Raw genomic sequence first — 23,004 nt, 5'->3', positions numbered from 1 at the left:
GCATTCTGGAATTTTCCAAGACCATGCCCGGCGACACGCTGATCGTCGCCACCGAACCGCACATCATCCACCAGATGCAGAAGGCGGTGCCGGAAAAGAATTTCATCGGCGCGCCCGGCGCGGACGGCAACTGCAATTGCAATATCTGTCCCTACATGGCGCTCAACACGATGGAAAAGCTCTATCTGGCGCTCCGCGACCTCCAGCCGCGCATCGAAATGGACGAGGAACTGCGCCTGGGCGCGAAGAAGAGTCTTGATCGCATGCTCGAAATGGCGAGCGGTACGGTCGGGCAGGGCGATCTGGGCGCGCGCTGAGGCCATGACCTTCCGACTGCCCGGCTTCGACCTGAACGCTTTCGTCGCCTCCACTCTGGCCGAGGATCTCGGTCCCGATGGCCGCGACGTCACCAGCGAGGCGGTGATCCCCGCCGATGCGATCTTCGATGGCGTGATGGACAGCCGCGACGCCGTGACGCTCGCGGGTCTGCCGATCGCCGCCGCCTTCTTCCGCGCGCTCGACCCTGATGTGGAGATCGAACTGCTGAAACAGGATGGCGATCGCGTGGCGGCAGGCACCGACATCATGCGCATCCGGGGCAGGGCGCGGGCGATGCTCACCGCCGAGCGATCCGCGCTCAACACAGTCCAGCATCTCACCGGCATTGCGACCATGACCCGCGCCTATGTCGATGCGATTCTGGGCACCGGCGCGACGCTGCTCGACACGCGCAAGACCATCCCCGGCCTGCGCGTGCTGGAAAAATATGCGACGCGGATGGGCGGCGCGACCAATCACCGCATGGGCCTTTGGGATGCGGCGATGATAAAGGACAATCATGTCGCCGTTGCGGGATCGGTGGAAGAGGCCGTGCGCCGCGCCGTGGCCGCCGGAATCGAGCGAATTATCGTCGAGGTCGACCGCGTCGACCAGATCGAACCCGCGCTGGCCGCGGGGGCGACGCATCTGCTGCTCGACAATATGGACGCGTCGACGCTGCGCGGCGCCGTCACGCTGGTCGGCGGGCGGGTGCCTACCGAAAGCTCGGGCGGGGTGACGCTCGACACCATTCGGGCCAAGGCGGAAACCGGCGTCACCTATATCAGCGTCGGCCGCCTCACCCAGTCGGCTCCCGCCGCCGATATCGGACTGGATTTCGCCTTTGGGTAAGGGGTTGTTCGCAGCTCTTGCGCTGGCTGCTCCGGTGCCGGCGCTGGCGCAGGCGGTTCAATGCTCAATCCCGTCGCAACTGCCGCGTCCCCGCCCCGATCTGCCCGATGCGGGTCAGCCGCGCCGCCTGCTGCCGATTGGCGGCTATACGCTGGCGATCACATGGTCGCCGCAATATTGCGCGGACGCGAAGGGCGGGGACAATGCGTTTCAATGCGGCAGCCGCGACGGGCGCTTCGGCTTCACGCTGCACGGCCTTTGGCCCGACGGCGTGGGCAGGGACTGGCCGCAATATTGCCGCTCCACCGACCTGCTGCCCCGTGCCGTGATCCGGCAGAATCTCTGTTCGACGCCCTCCGTGCAGCTGCTCCAGCATGAATGGGCCAAGCACGGCACCTGCATGACGACAAAGCCGGAGCTGTATTTCAACCTCTCCCGCGCGCTCTATCAGTCGCTCCGCTATCCCGACATGACGGGGCTTGCCCGGCGCAAGACGCTGACCGTCGGGCAGTTTGCGAAGGCTTTCGCAGCCGCCAACAAGGGGATGCGCGCCGACATGCTGCGCATTACCACCACGCGCGACCATAGACTGAGCGAGGTCTGGCTCTGCATGGACAAGGTGATGGAATTCGCCCGTTGCCCCGCGCATCAGGGCGGTGCACGCGACAGCGCCGGCCTGCGCATCGCGCCCGGCCCTTACATCCGGAACCCCCGGCCCGCCGCGCCGGCGCGCAGGCCGGGCCTGATCCTGGACCTTGATCCGGACGCGGAAACTTCCAGCGAGTAGAGGCTGGCGCGGCCAAGCGCCGGAAGGCGCGGATCTCGGCCATATGCCGCATGGATTCGACTTATGGCGAAAAAGAACATATCATGAACAAATAAAGTGAGTCGTTAGGGATCAGCGCCATGGAAACCCGGTCCGTTCAGACCCTTTTTCGTCTGTTTTTCGCTCTGAAGCCCAGCCCGCTGATCGCGCGACAGACCGATCATTATGCCGAAGCCATCGCGGGGGGCGCCCGGCGCATCGCGGTGGATCACCAGCATGTGACGCTCGCGATCACCTGTGATCACGTCGATTACCCCTATGCCGTCATCAAGGCGCTGGTGCGCGCCGGAACGGGTGTGACGGCGGAACCTTTTGACCTGCGGCTGGATCGGCTCAGCATCGGCAATCGCTCAGCGGCTTTACGTCCGTCGAACAAGGTGCCGCTGCTCAGCGCCCTTCAGCAACAGATCGCGGCGAAAATGCAGGGGGCGGGGGTGGCCATGCGTCCCGGCTGGAGCTTCAGTCCGCACCAGACGCTGTTTTATCGCGAGGGCCGCCCCGACCAGCAGAGAGTGGAGGGCTTCTGCTGGCATGTCGATCAGTTCATGCTGGTTTGCAGCCATGTCGGCCGAACGCATCATGAGACGCTGGCGACATGGTCATTAAGCGGGAGCGGGCAATATAGCCTGTTCTGAGGGTCCTTAGCGCTTGCGCACGAATTCGGCGCGCAGCACCAGCCCCTTGATGCCGTCATAGCGGCAGTCGATTTCCTGGGGATCGCCCGTCAACCGGATCGACCTGATCAGCGTCCCGCGCTTCAGCGTCTGGCCCGCGCCTTTGACCACCAGATCCTTGATCAGCGTAACCTGATCGCCATCGGCCAGCAGATTGCCGACCGCATCACGAACCTCGACGGCATCGGCAGCACTGGTATTGGCAGCCGCCTGGGCCGCGCTGATCCATTCGCCGCTGGCTTCGTCATAGACATAATCATCGTCGGCCATCGTCGCTTATCCCTGCGTCACGCTTTGCAGCACGGCGGCGCGCAGTTCCGGGATGCCCATGCCTTTTTCGCTCGACGTGGCGATGATGTCCGGATGCGCTGCGGGCCGCTTGCGGATGGCCTCCGACACCGCCTGCTTCACCTCGGCCAGATGGCTGGCCTTCACCTTGTCCGCCTTGGTCAGCACGATGCGATAGCTGACCGCCGCCGCGTCCAGCATGTCGAGAATGTCGGTATCGACATCCTTGATGCCATGGCGGCTGTCGATCAGCACCAGCGTCCGCTTGAGCTTCGCCCGCCCGCGCAGATAGTCGTTCACCAGAAAGCGCCACTTGCGCACCATGTCCTTGGGGGCCTTGGCATAGCCATAGCCCGGCATGTCCACCAGCCGGAAGCGCAGCGGATCGCCGACGTCGAAGAAGTTCAGCTCCTGCGTCCGTCCCGGCGTGTTGGAGGTGCGGGCAAGTCCATTGCGGTTGGTCAGCGCATTCAGCAGCGAGGATTTGCCGACATTGGACCGGCCCGCGAACGCGACCTCGTTCACCGCCATGTCAGGCAGGAATTTGAGGTCGGGCGCGGATTTGAGGAAGGCGATCGGCCCGGCAAAGACCTTGCGCGCTTCCTCGATCAGATCGACCCAATCCTGTCTTGATGCGTCCTGTTCAGTCACCCATTCAGCCTTATTTCGCTTCCGCCGCGCTCAGCTGCGGGTGGCGCTTGTAGAGGAACCACTGCTGCGCCATCGACAGACAGTTGTTGGTGATCCAGTAGACCAGCAGGCCCGCCGCGAAGGGCGCCATGATGAACATCATCATCCACGGCATGATCGCGAACACCTGTTGCTGCATCGGGTCCATCTGCGCCGGGTTCAGCTTGAACTGGAAATACATGCTGATGCCCAGCAGCAGCGCCAACAGGCCGATGCCGAGGAAGGCCGGCGGCGTGAAGGGCAGCAGGCCGAACAGGTTGACGATGTGCAGCGGATCGGGCGCGGAGAGGTCCTTGATCCACAGCACGAAGGGCTGGTGGCGCATTTCGATCGTCAGCTGCAACACCTTGTAGAGCGCGAAGAAGATCGGGATCTGGATGAAGATCGGCAGGCAGCCGGCGAGCGGGTTGACCTTTTCGCGCTTGTACAGCTCCATCATCTCCTGCTGGAGCTTCTGCTTGTCGTCCTTATGCTTTTCCTGCAGCGCCTTCATCTTGGGCTGGACGGCGCGCATCGCGGCCATGCTGGCGAACTGGCGCTGGGCGACGGGGAACATCAGGCCCCGGACCACGAAGGTCAGGCAGATGATCGCCACGCCGAAATTGCCGATGACCGTGAACAGCCAGTGCAGCAGGGCGAAGATCGGCTGTTCGAACCAGTAGAACCAGCCCCAGTCGATGGCCCGGTCGAACAGCGGGACGCCTGCGCGCTCATAGGCCTGCAGCGTCTTCACTTCCTTGGCGCCGACGAACAGACGGTTGGTCTGCGTCACGGCCTTGCCCGGCGCGACCATGATGGGCGCCAGCGCAATGTCGGTCTGATATTGCGTGCCCTCGCCCTTGCGCATCTGGCCGGTAAAGGCCGCCTTCTGATCAGGCACCAGCGCGGAGAGCCAGTATTTGTCGGTGAAGCCGATCCAGCCGCCGGTTGACTGGAAGCTCTGGCTCGACGGGCCTTTTTCGAGGTCCTTGTAATTCACGTCATAATTGGCCGCGCCGTTGAACACGCCCATGGGACCCACATGGATGGTCCAGGTGTCGGGATCGACCGAAGGATGCGCCCGGCTGACATAGCCATAGCTTTTCACGCCCACCGCGCCGGCGCCGCTGTTCGACACCTTCTGCTGCGCAGTGATCATGTAATTTTCATCGATCGAGTAGCGGATCTCGAAGGTCTGGCCCGCGCCGTTGTTCCACGTCAGGGTGACGGGGCTGGTCGGGGTCAGCTCCTTGGCCGACGCGGTCCATACAGCGCTGCCATCGGGCGTCCTTACCCCTTCGCCCTGCCAGCCGAAGCCCGCGAAATAGGCGTCCTTCGTGCCGCTGGGGCTATAGAGACGGATCGCAGGCGAATCCTTGGCGATCGTCTCCTTGTAGGTCGGCAGCACGATATCATCGATGCGCGCGCCCTTCAGGTTGATCGAGCCGGTGATCTTGGGCGTGCGGATCGGAATGCGGGGGCTGTCCTTGAGGACGAGCGCCAGATCACGGATCGTCGCGGGGCCTTCGGCGGCCGGAGCGGTGCCGGAGGCGTTGAGCGGGGTGGTCTTGCCGCCCTCGACCCTGGTCGCCGGAGGATTGGCGGCGGGGAAGAAATGCTTGGCGACATAGGGCCAGCCGAACAGGATCGCCGCGGTCAGCAGCACCGCCAGAACAATATTCTTCTTGTCGTCCACGCTTGTCGGCTCCGCCGTATCAGTGAAATTCTCGTATCAGGGGACCGGGTCGTAACCCGAACCGCCCCATGGGTGGCATCGCATTAGCCTCTTCGTGGCCAGCCAGCTACCCTTCACCGCACCATATTTGCGGATCGCCTGAATCGCATATTCCGAGCAGGAGGGGGCGTAACGGCAACTGGGCGGCAGGACGCGCGAGGGGCCAAGCTGCCAGAAGCGCGCAATCAGGATGAGCAGGCGACCGATCATCAGTCCGGCCTGTGCCCGCCGGCGCCTTGAACAGATGCGACCGGCTTTTGCGCAGCAGGTTTTTTCCGGGGCGGCCGCTTCTGCGGCGCTTGACTGACGGGGCGGCTCATCACCTTGCCCAGCGCCTTTTCCAGTTCGCCGCGAAGCATGCCGAAATCGCGCTCAATCCCTTCGGAGCGGCCGATCAGCACATGGTCGGCGCCCGGCACGCCATGGACCGGCAGCAGCTCACGCGCCAGAACGCGAAAACGGCGCTTCATCCGGTTGCGGATGACAGCGCCGCCAATCTTCTTCGTGACCGTGATGCCGAAACGCATCGCCGGATCGCCGTCGCCGCGTTCACGCACCAGCAGGACAAAGCCCGGCATGGGTGCGCGACGTCCGCGGTTCGCCGCCAGAAAATCGGCGCGCTTGCCCATGACGGCAGGCGCGCTCACCGGCGGCGCGTCGTTCAGGCGCTCAGGCTCTTGCGGCCGCGGGCACGACGAGCGCGCAGCACGTTGCGGCCACCGGGGGTCGCCATGCGGGCGCGGAAACCGTGACGGCGCTTCCGAACCAGATTGCTCGGCTGATAGGTGCGCTTCATCGTTCATTCCTCAAAAAACTAAAAGAATCGGGCGTGACAAAAAAGGGCCGCCGGGCGGGCGGCCGCATGTCAGGTGGGGTCCGATAGGCAAAAGCGACTCTGGAGTCAATGGCCGAGACGGAGCAATAGCGCGCTTTTCAGGGGATGCGTTGACAAAAATGGCGGGCCGTTCACCTTTCCAGCGGCAGGATTACCGTCACCTGCAAGCCGCCCTCCGCCCGGTTGGCGAAGCGCAGCGTGCCGCCATGGCCGTCTGCGATGGTTCGCGCGATCGACAGCCCCAGGCCGACGCCGCCGGTCTCCCGATTGCGCGATGCTTCGCCACGGTAAAAGGGCTCGCACAGCCGGTCGATGATGGCCGGCGGCACGCCCGGCCCGTCGTCCATCACCCGGATGACGGCCCGTCCGCCCGCGACGGTCAGCGCGATCCGTGCCGTTCCGCCGTAACGCACCGCATTCTGGACGATATTGCCGATGCAGCGCCGCAACGCGCCCGGATCGGCGCGGACGACCGCCCGGCCGCTGGCGATCACGGCCACATCCTGCCCCATATCGGCCAGATCGTCGGCGAGCGTCTCGATGATGGCGGACAGGTCGATGCGAACCCGCGCCGCGCTGTCCGCTCCGCTGCGCATGAAGTCGAGCAGGTCGGTCACCATCGTCCGCATTTCCTCGACGTCCGCCTGCGCCTTGAGCCGGGTGCCTTCCGGCAGTTCCTCCAGCCGGAAGGAGAGGCGGGTCATCGGCGTGCGCAGGTCATGGGCAATGGCGACCAGCATCGCCGTGCGTTCCGACAGATAGTCCGCGATCCGGGCGCGCATATGGTTGAACGCTGCGCCCACCGCCTGCACCTCGGGCGGGCCGCCGAGCGGCAGGGGGTCGGCGCGCTCCGGCCTTTCGCGCGCCGCGCCTTCGGCCAGCTTCCGGATCGGCAGGGTTATTCGCCGCGCCACCCAATAAGCGGGAATCAGCAGCAGCACGAAAATCCCGGCCATCAGCGACAGGGTGATCGCATACCAGTGCGCATTGGCACCCTGCCGGGCCAGCAGGACGCGCCAGCCATCCTCTTCGCGCAGCGCGAGCGTAAAGCCGCCATGCAGTATGGCCTGTTCGGGCGGCATCACCGGCTTCAACCCCGGCTCCCCAAAAGGTTGGGGCGGCCGCTCCCGCAACAGGCGGACGCGGGAGGCATTGACGCCCAACATCCGCGCAATCCGCCTGGCGCCATCGGAATCCATGTCCTGCGCCGGTTCGGGCTCTGGCGCCCGATCCGAAACATAGCGCGTGACCTGCCAGCTGTCGGGCGATGCGTGATGGCGAAGCAGGCCTGCGGCGTCCGTCAGCGACATCGGGCGGGTATGGGGCGGCGGCCCGCGAAAGGTCACCAGCATCATCGCGCCCAGCGCCAGCAGCAGGCTGGCCGCCACCAGCAGCACGATGCGGGTCAGGATCGACGGATTATAGCCCGCCCTCACACCGGGCGGACTTCAGCCGTGAACATATAGCCTTCATTGCGGATGGTGCGGACCAGTTCGTCTGCCCCATCATTTCTCGGCCCGCCCGCTTTTGCGCCCCGCTCCAGCTTGCGGCGAAGGCGGCTTACCTGCACGTCGATGGCGCGATCATAGCTTTCGCTGTCGTTGCCTGCCGAATAGTCGAGCAGCTGGTCGCGGCTCAGCACGCGGCGCGGATGTTCGATAAAGGCGCGCAACAGGCGGAACTCGCCGTCGGTCAGCGTCACCACGACATTGTCCGGATCGGTCAGCAGGCGCGTCGTCATGTCGGCCTGCCAGCCGGCAAAGCGCAACTTCTCGCCCTGCGGCTCCCGCGCCTCGGCCACCCGCCGGTGACGGCGCAGCACGGTGCGGATGCGCGCCAGCAATTCGCGGGGGTTGCACGGCTTAGGCAGATAATCCTCCGCCCCCATCTCCAGCCCAACGATCCGGTCCACGTCGCTGCCGATGGCGGAAAGCATGATGACCGGCGGGCCGCCCCGCGCCGTCAGCCTTCGCAATATGGACAGCCCGTCCTCGCCCGGCATCATGACGTCCAGCACGGCGATGTCGAACCCGTCGGCCGCCATTGCCCTGTCCATCGCCGCGCCATTGCCCACGGCGGTCACGGCAAAGCCATGCTGTTCCAGAAAATCAGACAGCAGCGCGCGGATGCCCGCATCGTCGTCCACCACCAATATGCGCGATCCGTCCATAGTGGCCGGCACCGTAGCGGGCGACGGGTTCGCTTGCAAAGCCATCGTCGTCGCCATGGATCAGAGGGACAGCCCGACCGTCACGGTGCCGGTAAAGCCGTTGGTGGCGTCGCCGGTCATGCTGATGGTCATCGCGCTTTGCTGGGCGGCGCTGTTGTCGCCGAAAATGCCGTCGGTCGAGATGCTGTCGCCCGCGAAACTGGTCTTGCTGCTGGCATAGGCGCTGGTGGCGTAGGCCGTCGTGCAGGCATCGGACGGCAGGGCGAATTGCGAACAGAGCAGGCGGTTGGAATAGGCCGTCGCCCGCGCAAGACTGGGATAGACCTCGAAATGAATGTGAGGATAGCGCCCGGCGTAACAGCCGGGGAAAATGGTGGTGAAGGTCACCTGCCCGTTGGCGTCGGTCACCTGAACCCCGCGCAGATAATTTTCGCCGGGCAGATCGTACAGCGAATAGTCGCCCTCGGTATCGCAATGCCAGATATACACGGCATAGCCCTCCAGCGGCGCGCAACCGCCGTTCACGTTCACGACCGTGATGGTCAGTTTGGTGTAGAGGCCGGTCGCCGTGCTGGTCGAAGAACCGAAGCTGGACCGGATGTCGGTCCGTTCGATGCCGCTGTCGTCCAGCACGTTGACCACTGTGCCGTTGCGGCTGTTCGAACCGTCGGCCGGGTAGGGGCCGTTGGTTTCCTCCGGGTCCGCGATGCAGGTCGTGGACCCGGAGGACGAACCGGAGCTGGAAGACGAGCTGGAGGAAGTGGAAGAACTGCTGGAGCTGGACGAAGAAGTCGTGGAGCCTGAGCTGGAACTGGCCGATGCCGAACCCCCGCCGCCGCAGCCACCGACCAGCGCGGCGCTGCCGGCCGAGAGGAGCAGCCCCAGCGTGCGCCGGCGGCCGACCTGCTGCCGGTTGAGTGCACGGATCATCTCCAGGTCTTCTTTCAGGCCTCCGTCAAAGGTGTGGCTGTCCTCGTGCATCATGCGGCCTTCCCTCCTCGTCAGATCCATGAGGAGCAGGCTTTGGCATGGGCTTATATCCCCGCGATTGCGTCATGTGTCGCATTTGTAGCATCGTAAAGCTACTGGCTTTGGGACTGCGCGCTCTTTATGGTCGCGCCGTTTGCCGTTCCTTCCGCGAAAGCTCTTCATGCATCTTTTCATCGGCCTAGCCGGCATTTTGCTGATCCTTGCGATTGCCTGCGCCCTGTCCTCCAACCGCGGCGCCATCCGGCCGCGGGTCGTGGGGGCCGCCTTTCTGCTTCAGGCGGGCATCGCGTTGCTGGTGCTCTACGTGCCTGCCGGGCGCGCAGTGATCGCGGGCATGTCGCACGGCGTGGCGAACCTGCTCGGCTATGCGCAGGCGGGCACGGACTTCATCTTCGGCCCGCTCGCCCGGCCGGAGATCGGCGGGGCCAGCTTCGCCATCGCGGCGCTCCCGGTCATCATCTTCTTCGCCAGCCTCGTCTCGATACTCTATTATCTGGGGATCATGCAGCAGGTCGTGCGCTGGGTCGGCGGCGCGATCGAGAAGGTGACGGGCGTGTCCAAGGTCGAAAGCCTGTGCGCTGCCGCCAACATCTTCGTCGGGCAGAGCGAAAGCCCGCTCGTCATCCGCCCCTATCTTGCCGGCCTGACCCCGCCACAGCTTTTCGCCGTGATGACCAGCGGCATGGCGGGCGTGGCGGGGACGATCCTGGCCGCCTATGCATCCATGGGAATCAAGATCGACTATCTGCTGGCGGCCAGCTTCATGTCCGCGCCGGGCGGCCTGCTGATGGCGAAGATCATGATGCCCGACGAGCCGGAGCGCGAGCCGGAGCTGCCCTTGGGCGACCATCCCGATCCTGCCCTTCCCGAAGTCCGCATCAGTGGCGCGGGTCCTGCCGCCCTGCTGCCCGAAGGCACGCCGGGCGAGCCGCTGCCGCCCGCCACCCATGACGAGGAAAAGCCCGCCAATCTCATCATGGCCGCCGCGCAGGGTGCCCAGACCGGGGTGAAGCTGGCCGTTGCGGTGGGCGCGATGGTGCTGGCCTTCGTCGCGCTGGTGGCGCTGGCGAACGGCATATTGGGCGGTATCGGCGGCTGGTTCGGCTGGCCGGATCTCAGTTTCCAGCAGCTGCTGGGCCATGTCTTCTCACCGGTCATGTATCTGCTCAACATTCCATGGAACGAAGCGCGGATCGCGGGCGGCCTGTTCGGCACGAAGGTCGTGCTCAACGAGTTCGTCGCCTATATCAACCTGGGCCAGGTGCAGGGCGCGCTGTCGCCTGCGACCATCGCCATCGTCACCTTCGCGCTTTGCGGCTTCGCCAATTTCAGCTCGATCGCGATCCAGATGGCGGTGACCGGCGGTCTTGCGCCCAACCAGCGGCCCGTGATCGCGCGGCTGGGCCTGAAGGCGCTGGTGGCGGGCAGTCTCGCCAATCTCATGAGCGCGGCGCTGGCGGGACTGATGCTCAGCCTGCGCTGATCATTGCGACGCCATAACGGAAATTCTATCCGCGCCGCGCAAAATCCTCTATATGGTTAACATATGGGGGCGAAACGCATATTCGGGCCGGCGCTGATGCTGTCGGCGACACTGGGCATGGCACCGGCCGCCGCGCAGGCGCCGAAGCCGGGGACATTGGAAAGCTACAGGGACTGGACCATCGGTTGCGACAATCGCGATCGGTGTGAGGCCGTGTCCCTGCTGCCTGAAGGGGGCGACTGGCCCGATGCGCCGGTCATGCTGGGCATCAGCCGTGAGGCTGGGCCAGCCGCCGATCCGGAAATCTGGATCAGCCGCGATGCCAGGGGGCGGGAAGCGCTGAGCTTCCTGATCGACGGCCGGAAGGTTGCGAGCGCCTCCAGCATGGATGGCGAAGCCACGCTGGAAGGGCCGCAGGCGTCCGCGCTTGCCATCGCCATGGCGCGGGGCGGCGTCATGGAAATCCGCACGGCGACCGGGCGCATCGCCGCTCCCTCGCTGGCGGGGTCCGCAGCCGCACTGCGCTATATGGACGCGAAGCAGGGCAGGGCAGGCACCATGGCCGCGCTGGTCGCGACTGGCCCGCTGGCGCGCAGCGCGGTGCGTCCGGCACCGGCGACGCCCTCGGTTCGCCGCGCCCTGATTCCCGGTGGCGTCGCGCCGCCTGCGCTCTGGCGCGAGGAGCTCACCGCGATCGGCAAGTTCACCAATTGCGCGGACGAAATGAAGGACGCCTCCTCGCCGCCCGACGTCCATCGCCTGTCAAAGACGGAAATGCTGGTGCTGGTCCCGTGCGGGGCGGGCGCCTATAATTTCACCTCGATTCCGGTGATCGCGACCGGCATCCCCGGCCGCCGCAGCTTCCGCTTCGCCCGTTTCGACTATCAGCCGGGGTGGAGCGAGGATGGGACGCATCCCATGCTCGTCAACGCGGAATGGTCGGCGGAAACCTCCACCCTGCAAAGCTATGCCAAGGGCCGGGGGCTTGGCGACTGCGGCGGCAGCGAATCCTACGTCTGGGACGGGACGCGCTTTCGTCTGATCGAAGCGACCGCCATGGGCGAATGTCGGGGTGCCTGGCACTGGATCACCACCTGGTCGGCGAAGGTCACCGAATAGGGTGGCCAGCTGGTGGTCCGAGTCCGACATTTGCTGATCCATTCCAGCCGCTGACTGACGCGGCGCGCGCTAGGCTTCGGCGAGGATGAGGGAGAAAAGCCCTTCCGCATCGGTCCATTCCCGGATCGGCTCCCAGCCGCCGGAGCGCAGCAGCAGCCGTTCGTCTCGCGTGCCATATTTATGGCTGCTCTCTGTATGGATCGTCTCGCCCGCGGTCATGCGGAAACATTTGCCCGCGACATGGAAATGCAGGGGACGCACCGCCTCCAGATGCATTTCGATCCGGGCCTTCCCGTCATTCCAGAGGGCCCGGTGGACAAAACCGTCCATCGGCAGGTCGCCCTCCAGTTCGCGATTGATCCGCGCGATGAGGTTGAGGTTGAACGCCGCAGTCACGCCCTTCGCATCGTCATAGGCGGCGATCAGTCGGCGACTGTCCTTGATCCGGTCCATGCCGATCAGCAGCATCGCCCCGTCGCCCAGCAGCCGGCCCATGGCGCGCAGCAGGTCGACGGCAGCCTCCGGCTCCATATTGCCGATGGTCGAGCCTGGGAAGAAGCCAAGCCGCGGCAGGCCGGCAATGGCTGCGGGCAGGTCGAGCGCGCCGTTGAAATCGCCGACCACGGGCAGCACCGGCAGGCCGGGAAAGGCGGAGGCCAGCTCGGCGCTGCTGGCATGGAGAAAATCGCCGCTGATGTCGATCGGCACATAGGCCGCAGGATTGATCGCGCGCAGCAGATGCGGCGTCTTGCGCGCGCTGCCCGCGCCGAATTCCACCACGGCCCGGCCCGGCCCCACGGCCTCGGCGAAATCCGGACCATGCCGTTCGAGCAGGGCGGTTTCGGTGCGCGTGGGATAATATTCGGGCAGGTCGGTAATTTCCTCGAACAGCTCCGATCCGCGCCGGTCATAGAACCATGTGGGGGGCGTTGCCTTGGGCGTGCGCGACAGCCCCTCGACGATGTCGCGCCGAAAAGCGGGATCTACGGTGCGCACGGGCAGGGGAGCGTCATCGGTCAGCAGCATCGCGTCACAGGTCCTTTGCCAGCCGCAGCCCGGTGAACTGCCAGCGTTGATGGGGATAGAAGAAATTGCGGTAGCTGGCGCGCACATGCCCGCGCGGGGTCGCGCAACTGCCGCCCTTCAGCACGAACTGGCCCGCCATGAACTTGCCGTTATATTCGCCCACCGCCCCGTCGGCGGCGCGAAAGCCGGGATGCGGCCGATAGGCGCTGCCGGTCCATTCCCACACATCGCCGAACATCTGCGTCAGTGCGGACCCGGTCGTCCTCGATCCGCCTTCCACCGCGCGCGGGCGCGGGCAGCCGGCGCCGTCAAGCTGGTTGCCGCTCGCCGGCGCGATGTTCAGGGCGGCGCTTTCCCATTCCGCTTCGGTCGGCAGGCGCGCACCCGCCCAGCTGGCATAGGCGTCGGCTTCATACAGGCTGATGTGGGTGACGGGCGCGGCGGGATTGACCGGCTTGCGGCCATCAAGGGCAAAACGCGTCCAGCCCTGATCGCTGCATGCCCAGTAGAGCGGCGCCTCGATCTTCTCCGCCTGGACCCATGCCCAGCCGTCCGACAGCCAATGAGCGGGCTTCCGATAACCGCCATCCTCGATGAAGGCGATCCATTCGCCATTGGTTATCAGCCGATGCGCCAGCGCGTGGGGGTGAAGATGCGTTTTGTGCCGCGGTCCCTCGCAGTCGAAGGCGAAGTCGCCCTTTCCGTCATCGCCGATCTCGACCAGCCCCTGTCGTCCCTCCATCCAGTGCAGCGGGCCGGGCAGCGGAGCGGGCAGCGCATTGGGCGCGTCGAACAGCGCGGGTTCCAGCGGATTGAGCGAGAGGAGATGCTGGATGTCCGTCAGCAGCAGTTCCTGATGCTGCTGCTCGTGGTGCAGGCCCAGCAGCACCATTGCCTGAGCATCCGGCATCAGCATCGGCAGCGCGGTGGTCAGCGCCTTGTCGACATGCGCGCGGTAGGCCCGGATTTCCTTCAGCGAAGGTCGCGTCAGCATACCCCGCATCGGGCGGGCGTGGCGCGGCCCCTCCGCCTCATAATAGCTGTTGAAGAGAAAGGCGTAATGGGGATCGAACGGTCTGTAGCCCTTCACATGATCGCGCAGCACGAAGGTTTCGAAGAACCAGCTGACATGAGCCAGATGCCATTTGGCGGGCGAGGCGTCGGGCATGGACTGCACCGTCGCGTCGGCGTCGGACAGGGGGGTGGCGAGGGCTTCGCTCAATGCCCGGACTTCCCGATAGCGGGAAATAAGATCAATCTGGCTTGGTGCGGTTCGGCTTCTGGCCATCCATGCCCCTTCGATACGGTTGCTCCGTTCTCCGCGAAACAAGCGCATGAAGGCGGCTTTATGTTCCGATGGGTTCAACCATAGGCCTGACTGGCAGGCCTTTCGGCGCGCTGGATCTGGTCTCGGCCCGACCGCTTGGCGCGGTAAAGCGCTTCGTCCGCCCTGCTGATCGCCTCCGTCACCGGCCCGCCGCGCCAGGCGCAAAGGCCTGCGGAAAAGGTGACGGGCTGGCCGCCCAGCGTGCCGATCGGTTCCTGTCGCATCCGATCGGCGATGCGGGCGAGCGACCAGCTTGCCTCATCCTCGATCGCATCCTGATAGAAGATGGCGAACTCCTCGCCGCCCCAGCGTCCGATGACGTCGACGCGGCGGGTCTGGGACGAGAGGCGGGCGGCGAAGTCGCCCAGCAGACGATCACCCTCGTCATGACCCAGCTGGTCGTTGACCTGCTTGAAATGGTCGATGTCGATGATCGCGATGCAACCCCGGCGCCGGGAAAGCGGCAGCGCGTCGAGCTGCGCCAGAAAGCCGCGCCGGTTGGCGATGCCCGTCAGCGGGTCCTCATGCGCGGCGATGTTGAGTTCGTCGATCTGCTCGCGCGTTGCCGTGGCGGCCCGCCGCACCCCGGCGAACAGCTTCGAAATGATGTCGCCCACTTCGGGCAGGGTGGGCGCGGCACGGTTCCGGCCGGGTTCATCGCTCTGATGCAGGGCGTCGGCCAGCGCATGGATCGGGTTGAGCAGCGCCCCGATGCCCAGCAGCGCGCCGGCCGCGCCCGCCATGGTGGCCAGCGTCAGGATGATGAATTCGGCCCAGGCGATCCGCCCAGTCGCCGCGCCCCAGCCGATATAGCCGAGCAAAGGCAGGTGGGTGGTAACGAAACAGAGCGCGAAAAGCCGGAACCGCAGTGAGCGCGGAAAGATGAAGGATGTCGCCAGATAGAATTGCATATGCGCAAAATTGGCGTAGCGCGTAAATCAGCGGTGAAGAAACGCGGTTAATTCGACAGGGGGTGATGAACCGTGCCCTGCCAGAGTCGAACGGTTAGCGGGACGCGCCCGGCACCCATTTCACGTCGTCCGCGCCATTGCCGTTAAGCCGTCGCGCCAGCACGAACAGCAGATCCGACAGCCGGTTGAGATAGGCCAGCGCCTGAGGATTGAGCGCCGCCTCGGCTGCCGCGGCGGTCGCGCTGCGTTCGGCGCGGCGCGTGACGGCGCGGGCCAGATGCACCGCGGCGGCGGCAGGCGATCCGCCCGGCAGGATGAAACTGTCTAGCGGGGCGAGGCTTTCGTTCATCGCATCGATCTGCTCTTCCAGCCGCTGCACCTGCGACGCGAGGATGCGTAATGCCCACGGCTCGTCCTCGCCCTCCGGGATCGGCGTGGCAAGGTCGGCGCCCAGATCGAACAGGTCGTTCTGGATGACGGTCAGCCAGTCCGCTTCCGTGGCCTTGCCGATGGCAAGGATCGCAAGGCCGATGGCGCTGTTCGCCTCATCCACATCGCCCACGGCCTGCATGCGCGAGGCATATTTGGGCAGGCGCGACCCGTCGACAAGGCCGGTGGTGCCCGCATCGCCGGTGCGGGTGTAGATTTTGTTGAGCTTCACCATCAGGCTCTGGTTCCCGGTTCAACCATTGCCCTTCATGAGCAGCAGGATCGCGACGATGATGATCGCCACCGCCTGAAACAGGATGCGATTCATCATCATCCGGTTCTGCTTGAGGCTGGAGGGGCTGGGGCCGTTTCCGGGCGAGTTGAGCTGCTCCTTGGTCGCCTGAAGAAAGGCAATGATGCCCCGGATCAGCGCGAACAGGGTGGCGCCCATGGCCAGGATCAGGGCGATGACAAGAAGGGTGTTCATAGGGGGAATCTATGCTTTCCCCAGCGAAATGCCAATCGGAAAGCGCGCCGCCCTCAGGTCGTCGGCAAGACGCCGGGGGTCCATGCCCTGCATCCGCAGATCGGCGAGCGCGATCGACCCGTCGCGCTTGGCGAGGCGCTTGCCGTCCGCCCCCATCAGCAGCGGATGATGGATATAGGCGGGCGACGGCAGGTCCAGCAGCGCCTGGATCAGCCGGTGGATGTGGGTCGCGGCATACAGATCATCGCCGCGCAGCACATGGGTCACGCCCATCGCCGCATCGTCCAGCGTGCAGGACAGATGATAGCTGGCCGGAGCATCCTTGCGCGCCAGCACGACATCGCCCGCCGCGATCGGATCAGCGCGAACGGCCGTGGCCATCGCCGCGGATTCCAGCGGGAAGGGCAGGGCGTTCCATGCTGTCGGCCCCGCCCGCTCCACCGCCCGCGCCATGTCGATCCGCCATGCATGGGGCGTGCCCGCCGCGATCCGGCTTTCCCGCGCCGCTTCATCCAGTCCCCGGCAGCTTCCCGGATAGACCGGCCCCTCCGGCCCATGCGGGGCGCTGGCGCTCGCGGCAATATCTGCTCGGGTGCAGAAACAGGGATAGAGCAGCCCCATCTCCCTGAGCCGCGCCAGCGCCGCATCATAATGATCCAGCCGCGCCGACTGGAAGACGATCTCCCCGTCCCAAGATATGCCCAGCCAGCGCAGATCCTCCACGATCCCGGCGACGTGATCCGGCCGGCTGCGGGTGCCGTCGATATCCTCGATCCGAAGGCGGAATGCGCCCCCATGGGCATGCGCCATGTCATGAGCCATCAGCGCCGACCATGCATGACCCAAATGCAATCTACCGGTTGGGCTTGGCGCGAAGCGAGTCACCATATGCTGTGGCTGAATTGATTGAGTCATACAGGCCCTTGACGGGATGGGGGTGTTAATGCTGTCATGCTCCCGTCACGTTTCTGGTCAATCAGTGCGGTGGCAAAGGGGGTTGAAGGGTTACTATGTACCATCCCGACCTTGTACGACATCCGGAAAACTGTCCGGCACTGGTCCTGAACGCGGACTACACGCCTCTAAGCTATTATCCGCTGAGCCTCTGGCCCTGGCAAACCGCCATCAAGGCGGTTTTTTTGGACCGGGTGGATATCGTGGCCAGCTATGAGCGGCAGGTGCACAGCCCCAGCCTGGAGATGAAGATTCCCTCGGTGATCGCGCTCAAGCAATATGTGAAGCCATCCGAACATCCCGCCTTCACCCGCTTCAACCTGTTCCTGCGCGACAAGTTCGCCTGCCAATATTGCGGATCGCCCCATGACCTGACCTTCGACCATGTCATACCGCGCCGGGCGGGCGGGCGCACGACCTGGGAAAATGTCGCGACCGCCTGTTCGCCCTGCAATCTCAAGAAGGGCGGGCGCACGCCCAGAGAGGCGCACATGCGGCTGCACGTCACGCCTATTCGCCCCACCAGCTGGCAGTTGCAGGAACATGGCCGCGCCTTCCCGCCCAACTATCTGCACGAAAGCTGGCACGACTGGCTCTATTGGGACGTCGAACTGCTGGCCTGATGCCGTCAGTTCAGGACTGGAATCCAATCCAGATCCATGTCCTTGTGCCGGTTGGTATAGTGGCCGATCTCTTCCAGCCGGGCCATGTCCAGCAGGGTGATCTGACCGTTGGAACGGCTGATCAGCCCCTCTTGCTCCATCTGCCGGATCATCCGGTTCACATGGACGGACGTAAGGCCGATCGCGTCGCCAATTTCCTCCTGCGTCAATTTCAGGTCGAAACTGTCGGTGATTCCATCGTCCGTGACGCGCAGCCGATCGAAAATATCCAGCAGGAAGGACGCGACCCGGGCCTTGGCCGATGTCCGCCCCAATGAGGCGAGCCGGTCCGTCAGCGCGACGCGCTCCGCATTGGACAACAGGAACAGCAGCGCGGCGACCCGTGGGAATTCCTCCAGCAGACGCCGCAGCGAATGTTTGTCGAACGGACAGATGATCGCATCGGACAGGGCCACAAGGGATTCCGGCGCCTTGCTGTAAATCGTGCTCGCCGATCCGATGAAATCGCCCGGGAAATAGACGCGCAAAATCTGCCGGCTGCCGTCGGGCAGGATGACGAAGCTCATCACCCGGCCTTCGCGCAGGACAAACAGTTCCGTAACGGTATCATTCACCCGCTGGATCATGGCGCCGCGCTTGACCTTGCGCGGATTTTCCTCAAGCCGGGCGAGCGCTTTCTTCTCTGCATCGGACAACGGCACCTGCTTCGCCAATCTGCCCGCGAAACAACTATTTGCCACCAAATACACCTTCTTGTTACCATTCTCGTTACGATGGCAAAACGCCCCATGCGTCTTTTGGCTGCATTTCCGTTGCTTGCACTAAACTCGATCAATTTTGCGCGCGCTTATGCACAAAAGTTGCATCTGACAGTCAGGATATGACCGAAAAAGCACGAAAGCCTTGCATTCAGCCGCCTTGCGGATTGTGTAATTAACGTTAAGACCCAGCCGATGGACCGCATTCACATTCGCGGCGGCAAAGCACTGAACGGCCGCCTTCCCATTTCCGGCGCGAAGAACGCCGCGCTGACCCTGTTGCCTTGCGCGTTGCTGACGGACGAGCCGGTCACGCTGCGCAACCTGCCGCGTCTGGCGGACGTCGACAGCTTTGGCCATCTGCTGAACCAGCTGGGCGTGTCGACGATGATCGAGGGCGCCCGCCCGGAAGATTTCGGCCGCGTCATGACGCTGCGTGCCGGGCGCGTCACCTCGACCGAGGCACCCTATGACATCGTCCGCAAGATGCGCGCTTCCATCCTGGTGCTGGGTCCGCTGCTCGCCCGCGCGGGTGAGGCGCGCGTGTCGCTGCCGGGCGGATGCGCCATCGGCAACCGTCCCATCGACCTGCACCTGAAGGCGCTGGAGGCCTTCGGCGCGATCATCGAGATCAACGCCGGCTATGTCCGCGCCAGCGCGCCGGACGGCGGCCTGCCCGGCGGCATATATACATTTCCGGTGGTGTCGGTCGGCGCGACGGAGAACGCCCTGATGGCCGCGGTGCTGGCCAAGGGCACCTGCATCCTGGAAAACGCCGCGCGGGAACCGGAGATCGTCGATCTCTGCAGGCTGCTCATCGCCATGGGCGCCGACATTGAAGGCGTCGGCACCGACAAGCTGATCATCCACGGCAAGGACCGGCTGCACGGGGCGACCTACAGCGTCATGCCCGACCGGATCGAGGCGGGCAGCTATGCCTGCGCCGCCGCGATCACCGGCGGGTCGCTGGAACTGGCGGGGGCGTGCGCCGACGACATGCACGCCATCCTCGCCGCGCTGCGCGACGCGGGCGTCCATGTCGAGGAGATGAAGGACGGCATCAAAATATCGTCGGACGGCAAGCTCAGGCCGCTCACCATTTCGACCGCGCCCTTCCCGGCCTTCCCGACCGACATGCAGGCGCAGTTTATGGCGATGCTGACCAGGGCGGACGGTGCGTCGGTGCTGACCGAGACGATCTTCGAAAACCGCTACATGCATGTGCCCGAACTGGCGCGCATGGGTGCCGACATTGGCGTCAACGGCCGCACCGCGGTCGTGCGGGGCGTCGACCGGCTTGTCGGTGCGCCGGTGATGGCGACCGACCTGCGCGCCTCGATGAGCCTCATTCTCGCCGGTCTGGCGGCCGAGGGCGAAACGCAGGTCAACCGCGTCTATCATCTCGATCGCGGCTATGAACGGCTGGAGGAAAAGCTCTCCGCCGTCGGCGCCGATATCGAGCGCGTCAGCGATGGCTGACGGTCATGGCTGAGGGCCGGGGCCTTGAGACCGACCGCGCAGCTCTGCTTGCGCGCTATGATCTCGATGCCGGGGAATTCGCCACGCTCGATCAGATCACGGCTTTTGCCGCGGCCCTGTGTGACGCGCCGATCGCTTTGGTCAGCATCGTCGAGGAACAGCGTCAGCGTTTCCTTGCCCGCACCGGGCTGGATGTCGAGGAAACGCCACGCGACGTTTCCTTTTGCGCCCATGCGATGCTCGGCGATGCGATCTTCGTGGTGCCTGACGCCGCGATCGATCCCCATTTTGCCGATAATGGACTGGTCACGGGCGCGCCCTTCATCCGATTCTATGCCGGGGCGCCGCTGATCGGCTGGGATGGCACGCCGCTGGGCGCGCTCTGCGTCATCGATGCCAGGCCTCGCGACGATCTGACCGGTTTGCAGAGACAGGGTCTCGCGCTGCTGGCGCGGCAGGTGATGGTGGAGCTGGAGGGCCGTCGCCGCGACCGGGAGGCTCTTGCGCGGCAGGCGCAGGATGCCCAGGCTGTCGTCGAAAGCGACCGACTGTTCCGGACGTTGGCCGATACCATGCCGCAAATGGTCTGGTCGACGCTGCCGGACGGCTACCATGATTATTACAACGCCCGCTGGTATGAATTTACCGGTGTGCCGGTGGGTTCTACCGACGGCGAAGGGTGGAACGGCATGTTTCACCCCGAAGATCAGCCGCGGGCGTGGACCCGCTGGCGCCATTCGCTGGCCACGGGCGATCCTTACGAGATCGAATATCGGTTGCGGCACTATAGCGGCGATTACCGCTGGACCCTGGGCCGCGCTCTGCCGATCCGCGATGCCGAGGGGGCGATCATCCGCTGGATCGGCACCTGCACCGACATCAATGACCAGATCGCGATGGTGGAGGAGCGGGAGGTCATCGCGCATGAACTGTCCCACCGCATCAAGAACATCTTTTCGGTGATATCGGGACTGATCGGTCTGTCTGCGCGGGAGCATCCGGAAATCCGCGCCGTGGCCGACGATCTGCGAGAGCGGATCATGGCGTTGGGGCGCGCCCATGATTTCGTCCGCCCCCATGGTCCCGATTCCCAGCCCGATCATGGCGAAGGACGGCTATGGGGCATATTGGACCAGATTTTCGCGCCCTATCGCGACGGCAGGGGCGCGCGCATCCTGTTTTCGGGTGAGAATCCGGCGATCGACGATCGGTCAGCGACGCCTTTGGCGCTGCTCTTCCACGAACTGGCAACCAATGCGGCCAAATATGGCGCGCTTTCGGTTCCCGAGGGGCGCATCCGGCTTCAGGTGGAGCGCGAAGCGGCGGACATCCGCATCGACTGGCGGGAGGAGGGCGGCCCGCCTGCCGTTCCAGCGACGAGCCAGGGCTTCGGTAGCCGACTGATGCAGCTCAGCATCGAACGGCAGTTGGGTGGACGGATCGTGCGCGACTGGCGGCCCGAGGGCCTGAGTCTCAGCCTCTGGATTCCAGCGGCATCCATGAGCCGCGGGAGGGCGGAAAGGGCGTAAAGCCGACAATCTCCGCTGCTTCCAGTTCAGGCTGGTCGGTGGCGGCAAGGTGCAGCGTCTCGGTGATGCTGCGGGCGCGAAAGGGTTTGGTGATGACGCCCAGCGCCGCCGTCGAGGCCGAGCCGATCTGGGCGGGATTGGCCGTCACATAGATGACCCGGATGCCATATTGGCTCGCCAGTTCCACGCCGATGCCGGGACCGGTGGGGCCATCGCGCAGATTGAGGTCGACAAGGGCAATGTCGCAACCCTTCGCCGCCTCGAGCGCGGCCTGCCGATCAGCGGCGATCGCGCTGACCGTAAAACCCGCATCCTCGACGATATGCTCGATTTCCAGTGCGACGAAAATTTCGTCTTCGACGATCAGAACTTTCTTGCTCATCCAAAAGCCCACGCAACTGGAGGCGATAAATGCGCAAATGCGCGCCCGGTTCCGCAGCTGCGAAAATTTTTCCGCGGGTTTCCGGCGCCCGATCGCTGTCAATCGCCGGCGATGGGCTGTTTTGCGCTGGTCCAGAGCGTTTCGAACATGCTGCCCTGCATCAGCAGAACGGAAGCGGCATATCCGCCTTCGCCGGCTTTGCGTGCCGTGTCGGTGGCGCTCTCCACTGCGGCTGCCTGCGTGGGGAAGGGGCCATAATAGCGGTTGTCGAGATTGATCTTCCAGACACCCTCATGTTCCAGAACGATGTAACGGGCGTGGGGCAGGGACATGGGTTACAGAACCTCCGTATTATAATGGTGCCAGGCCATGATCGCCGCCGCGCCGCGATGGGGCCGCCAGGGTTCGGCCAGATCGCGCGTCAGCTTCTCGCTCGGCCGTTCGGGCAGGCCCAGGATTCGCCCGACCTCGATCTGCACCGCCAGATCGCCGGCTGGCCAGATATCCGGCCGCCCTTCGGCAAACAGCAGATAGATTTCCGCCGACCAGCGGCCAATGCCCTTCACCTGAATGAGCTGCGCAATCGCTTCCTCATCGTCGGCGGGCAGAGCGCGCAGATCGAGCCCGCCGCTCACCACCAGTTCGGCAAGGCTGCGGGCATAGCCCTGCTTCTGCCGCGACAGGCCGCAGGCGCGCAGCGTATCGAAATCGCGAGCCAGCAAGACTTCCGGCGCGCAGCCTTCGCCCAGTTCCGCCTCCAGCCTGCGCCAGACCGCAGCCGCGGCCGCGACGCTGACCTGCTGGCCGACGATGGTGCGCAGCAAGGTTTCATAACCCGGCTCGCGGACGCGGGGCAGGGGATAGCCGACCCGGCCGATCGCGGCCGCGAAACCCGGTTCCAGCGCGGCGATCGCATCCAGGCTGTCGCGTAACTGATCGGCAGTCGTCACCATTAATCGCTGTCCGGCCCTTGATTTCCCGCTGTCGCTCCGACATGAGCGGCGGGAAAATTTTGAGGGACCTGGGTACATGGCGAAACTGATCGTGGTCAACCGTTCGGGTGAAGAGCAGGCGGTTGAGGGTGCAGACGGCCTGTCTGTGATGGAAATCATCCGCGACAACGGCTTTGACGAACTTCTG

At 64.8% G+C, this 23,004-nt stretch carries 28 protein-coding genes and 1 pseudogene; 10 read left to right on the top strand and 19 right to left on the bottom strand.

The genetic code is table 11. The features are described from left to right. From nadA to ACFC3J_RS15305, 4 genes are all read left to right on the top strand, one after another. Window positions 1-317: quinolinate synthase NadA (nadA, locus tag ACFC3J_RS15320; RefSeq protein WP_375196993.1), on the top strand; the 317-nt coding region annotated here is incomplete at its 5' end. A gap of 4 nt (window positions 318-321) precedes the next feature. Beyond that, window positions 322-1,170: a carboxylating nicotinate-nucleotide diphosphorylase gene (gene nadC, locus ACFC3J_RS15315; protein WP_375196992.1), complete on the top strand. Its 849-nt coding sequence runs from the start codon at window positions 322-324 to the stop codon at window positions 1,168-1,170. A 4-nt stretch (window positions 1,171-1,174) separates the two neighbouring features. Next, the gene (locus ACFC3J_RS15310; protein ID WP_375196991.1) at window positions 1,175-1,957 is read left to right on the top strand and encodes a ribonuclease T; all 783 of its coding nucleotides are present in this window, start codon (window positions 1,175-1,177) and stop codon (window positions 1,955-1,957) included. 119 nt (window positions 1,958-2,076) lie between these two features. Continuing rightward, entirely contained in the window at window positions 2,077-2,631 is a 555-nt protein-coding gene (locus tag ACFC3J_RS15305; protein WP_375196990.1) for a 2'-5' RNA ligase family protein, read from the top strand. Between the two features lie 6 nt (window positions 2,632-2,637). Here the strand turns inward: ACFC3J_RS15305 and ACFC3J_RS15300 are convergent, their stop codons facing one another. The 9 genes from ACFC3J_RS15300 to ACFC3J_RS15260 all read right to left on the bottom strand — a co-directional run bounded on the left by ACFC3J_RS15300 (window position 2,638) and on the right by ACFC3J_RS15260 (window position 9,351). Beyond that, window positions 2,638-2,940, bottom strand: a complete 303-nt coding sequence (locus ACFC3J_RS15300; protein WP_375196989.1) for an alkylphosphonate utilization protein — start codon at window positions 2,938-2,940, stop codon at window positions 2,638-2,640. 6 nt (window positions 2,941-2,946) lie between these two features. Then, on the bottom strand, window positions 2,947-3,609 hold the full coding sequence (yihA, locus tag ACFC3J_RS15295; RefSeq protein WP_375196988.1) for a ribosome biogenesis GTP-binding protein YihA/YsxC: 663 nt from the start codon (window positions 3,607-3,609) through the stop codon (window positions 2,947-2,949). A gap of 10 nt (window positions 3,610-3,619) precedes the next feature. Beyond that, complete coding sequence (yidC, locus tag ACFC3J_RS15290; protein WP_375196987.1) at window positions 3,620-5,323, bottom strand: membrane protein insertase YidC; 1,704 nt, start codon at window positions 5,321-5,323, stop codon at window positions 3,620-3,622. Window positions 5,324-5,359: 36 nt separating this feature from the next. Beyond that, window positions 5,360-5,572 carry a membrane protein insertion efficiency factor YidD gene (gene yidD / locus ACFC3J_RS15285; protein WP_375196986.1) on the bottom strand — a complete coding sequence of 71 codons (213 nt, stop codon included), beginning with the start codon at window positions 5,570-5,572 and terminating at the stop codon, window positions 5,360-5,362. Further along, window positions 5,572-5,991 (bottom strand): ribonuclease P protein component, encoded by a 420-nt coding sequence (gene rnpA / locus ACFC3J_RS15280; RefSeq protein ID WP_375196995.1) that lies wholly within the window; start codon window positions 5,989-5,991, stop codon window positions 5,572-5,574. The genes yidD and rnpA overlap by 1 nt, the downstream gene beginning before the upstream one ends. 32 nt (window positions 5,992-6,023) lie before the next feature. Next, on the bottom strand, window positions 6,024-6,158 hold the full coding sequence (gene rpmH / locus ACFC3J_RS15275) for a 50S ribosomal protein L34 (RefSeq protein ID WP_007683189.1): 135 nt from the start codon (window positions 6,156-6,158) through the stop codon (window positions 6,024-6,026). A 170-nt stretch (window positions 6,159-6,328) separates the two neighbouring features. Next, window positions 6,329-7,633, bottom strand: coding sequence for an ATP-binding protein (locus ACFC3J_RS15270; RefSeq protein ID WP_375196985.1), 1,305 nt, complete (start codon window positions 7,631-7,633; stop codon window positions 6,329-6,331). After that, window positions 7,630-8,412, bottom strand: a complete 783-nt coding sequence (locus tag ACFC3J_RS15265; RefSeq protein ID WP_375196984.1) for a response regulator — start codon at window positions 8,410-8,412, stop codon at window positions 7,630-7,632. The genes ACFC3J_RS15270 and ACFC3J_RS15265 overlap by 4 nt, the downstream gene beginning before the upstream one ends. Before the next feature lie 15 nt (window positions 8,413-8,427). Beyond that, window positions 8,428-9,351, bottom strand: coding sequence for an intradiol ring-cleavage dioxygenase (locus ACFC3J_RS15260; RefSeq protein WP_375196994.1), 924 nt, complete (start codon window positions 9,349-9,351; stop codon window positions 8,428-8,430). A 166-nt stretch (window positions 9,352-9,517) separates the two neighbouring features. On the opposite strand from ACFC3J_RS15260, the gene ACFC3J_RS15255 reads away from it, so the two are divergent. Both ACFC3J_RS15255 and ACFC3J_RS15250 read left to right on the top strand, forming a co-directional pair. Continuing rightward, complete coding sequence (locus ACFC3J_RS15255) at window positions 9,518-10,840, top strand: NupC/NupG family nucleoside CNT transporter (protein ID WP_375196983.1); 1,323 nt, start codon at window positions 9,518-9,520, stop codon at window positions 10,838-10,840. 63 nt (window positions 10,841-10,903) lie between these two features. Further along, a complete protein-coding gene (locus ACFC3J_RS15250; protein ID WP_375196982.1) occupies window positions 10,904-11,959 on the top strand; it encodes a DUF1176 domain-containing protein in 1,056 nt (351 codons plus the stop codon). Window positions 11,960-12,028: 69 nt separating this feature from the next. Here the strand turns inward: ACFC3J_RS15250 and egtD are convergent, their stop codons facing one another. From egtD to gluQRS, 6 genes are all read right to left on the bottom strand, one after another. Beyond that, complete coding sequence (egtD, locus tag ACFC3J_RS15245) at window positions 12,029-12,985, bottom strand: L-histidine N(alpha)-methyltransferase (RefSeq protein WP_375196981.1); 957 nt, start codon at window positions 12,983-12,985, stop codon at window positions 12,029-12,031. Between the two features lie 4 nt (window positions 12,986-12,989). Then, window positions 12,990-14,273, bottom strand: coding sequence for an ergothioneine biosynthesis protein EgtB (gene egtB / locus ACFC3J_RS15240; RefSeq protein WP_375196980.1), 1,284 nt, complete (start codon window positions 14,271-14,273; stop codon window positions 12,990-12,992). 74 nt (window positions 14,274-14,347) lie between these two features. Continuing rightward, window positions 14,348-15,223 carry a GGDEF domain-containing protein gene (locus ACFC3J_RS15235; RefSeq protein WP_375196979.1) on the bottom strand — a complete coding sequence of 292 codons (876 nt, stop codon included), beginning with the start codon at window positions 15,221-15,223 and terminating at the stop codon, window positions 14,348-14,350. A gap of 94 nt (window positions 15,224-15,317) precedes the next feature. Further along, window positions 15,318-15,887 (bottom strand): cob(I)yrinic acid a,c-diamide adenosyltransferase, encoded by a 570-nt coding sequence (locus tag ACFC3J_RS15230; protein WP_375196978.1) that lies wholly within the window; start codon window positions 15,885-15,887, stop codon window positions 15,318-15,320. Window positions 15,888-15,905: 18 nt separating this feature from the next. Further along, window positions 15,906-16,139 (bottom strand): twin transmembrane helix small protein, encoded by a 234-nt coding sequence (locus ACFC3J_RS15225; RefSeq protein WP_192665526.1) that lies wholly within the window; start codon window positions 16,137-16,139, stop codon window positions 15,906-15,908. A gap of 9 nt (window positions 16,140-16,148) precedes the next feature. After that, complete coding sequence (gene gluQRS, locus ACFC3J_RS15220; RefSeq protein ID WP_375196977.1) at window positions 16,149-17,054, bottom strand: tRNA glutamyl-Q(34) synthetase GluQRS; 906 nt, start codon at window positions 17,052-17,054, stop codon at window positions 16,149-16,151. Window positions 17,055-17,149: 95 nt separating this feature from the next. Between gluQRS and ACFC3J_RS15215 the strand changes: the two genes are divergently transcribed. Continuing rightward, the gene (locus ACFC3J_RS15215) at window positions 17,150-17,716 is read left to right on the top strand and encodes an HNH endonuclease (RefSeq protein WP_375196976.1); all 567 of its coding nucleotides are present in this window, start codon (window positions 17,150-17,152) and stop codon (window positions 17,714-17,716) included. 5 nt (window positions 17,717-17,721) lie between these two features. Here the strand turns inward: ACFC3J_RS15215 and ACFC3J_RS15210 are convergent, their stop codons facing one another. Beyond that, window positions 17,722-18,459, bottom strand: a complete 738-nt coding sequence (locus ACFC3J_RS15210; RefSeq protein ID WP_375196975.1) for a Crp/Fnr family transcriptional regulator — start codon at window positions 18,457-18,459, stop codon at window positions 17,722-17,724. Window positions 18,460-18,669: 210 nt separating this feature from the next. On the opposite strand from ACFC3J_RS15210, the gene murA reads away from it, so the two are divergent. Further along, the gene (murA, locus tag ACFC3J_RS15205) at window positions 18,670-19,953 is read left to right on the top strand and encodes a UDP-N-acetylglucosamine 1-carboxyvinyltransferase (RefSeq protein ID WP_375196974.1); all 1,284 of its coding nucleotides are present in this window, start codon (window positions 18,670-18,672) and stop codon (window positions 19,951-19,953) included. Window positions 19,954-19,958: 5 nt separating this feature from the next. Next, the gene (locus tag ACFC3J_RS15200) at window positions 19,959-21,482 is read left to right on the top strand and encodes a PAS domain-containing protein (RefSeq protein WP_375196973.1); all 1,524 of its coding nucleotides are present in this window, start codon (window positions 19,959-19,961) and stop codon (window positions 21,480-21,482) included. Here ACFC3J_RS15200 and ACFC3J_RS15195 read toward each other — a convergent pair. From ACFC3J_RS15195 to ACFC3J_RS15185, 3 genes are all read right to left on the bottom strand, one after another. After that, window positions 21,427-21,864 (bottom strand): response regulator, encoded by a 438-nt coding sequence (locus ACFC3J_RS15195; protein ID WP_375196972.1) that lies wholly within the window; start codon window positions 21,862-21,864, stop codon window positions 21,427-21,429. The genes ACFC3J_RS15200 and ACFC3J_RS15195 overlap by 56 nt on opposite strands. A gap of 98 nt (window positions 21,865-21,962) precedes the next feature. Beyond that, window positions 21,963-22,196: a DUF2188 domain-containing protein gene (locus ACFC3J_RS15190; protein ID WP_375196971.1), complete on the bottom strand. Its 234-nt coding sequence runs from the start codon at window positions 22,194-22,196 to the stop codon at window positions 21,963-21,965. Window positions 22,197-22,199: 3 nt separating this feature from the next. Continuing rightward, window positions 22,200-22,817 carry a DNA-3-methyladenine glycosylase family protein gene (locus tag ACFC3J_RS15185; RefSeq protein ID WP_375196970.1) on the bottom strand — a complete coding sequence of 206 codons (618 nt, stop codon included), beginning with the start codon at window positions 22,815-22,817 and terminating at the stop codon, window positions 22,200-22,202. 76 nt (window positions 22,818-22,893) lie between these two features. Between ACFC3J_RS15185 and ACFC3J_RS15180 the strand changes: the two are divergent. Beyond that, window positions 22,894-23,004: pseudogene (locus tag ACFC3J_RS15180) on the top strand (ferredoxin); the annotation flags it as partial.

The organism is Sphingobium sp. (assembly GCF_041987595.1).
Taxonomy (GTDB): Bacteria; Pseudomonadota; Alphaproteobacteria; order Sphingomonadales; family Sphingomonadaceae; genus Sphingobium.
This window is presented reverse-complemented; position numbering and strand designations above follow the sequence as displayed.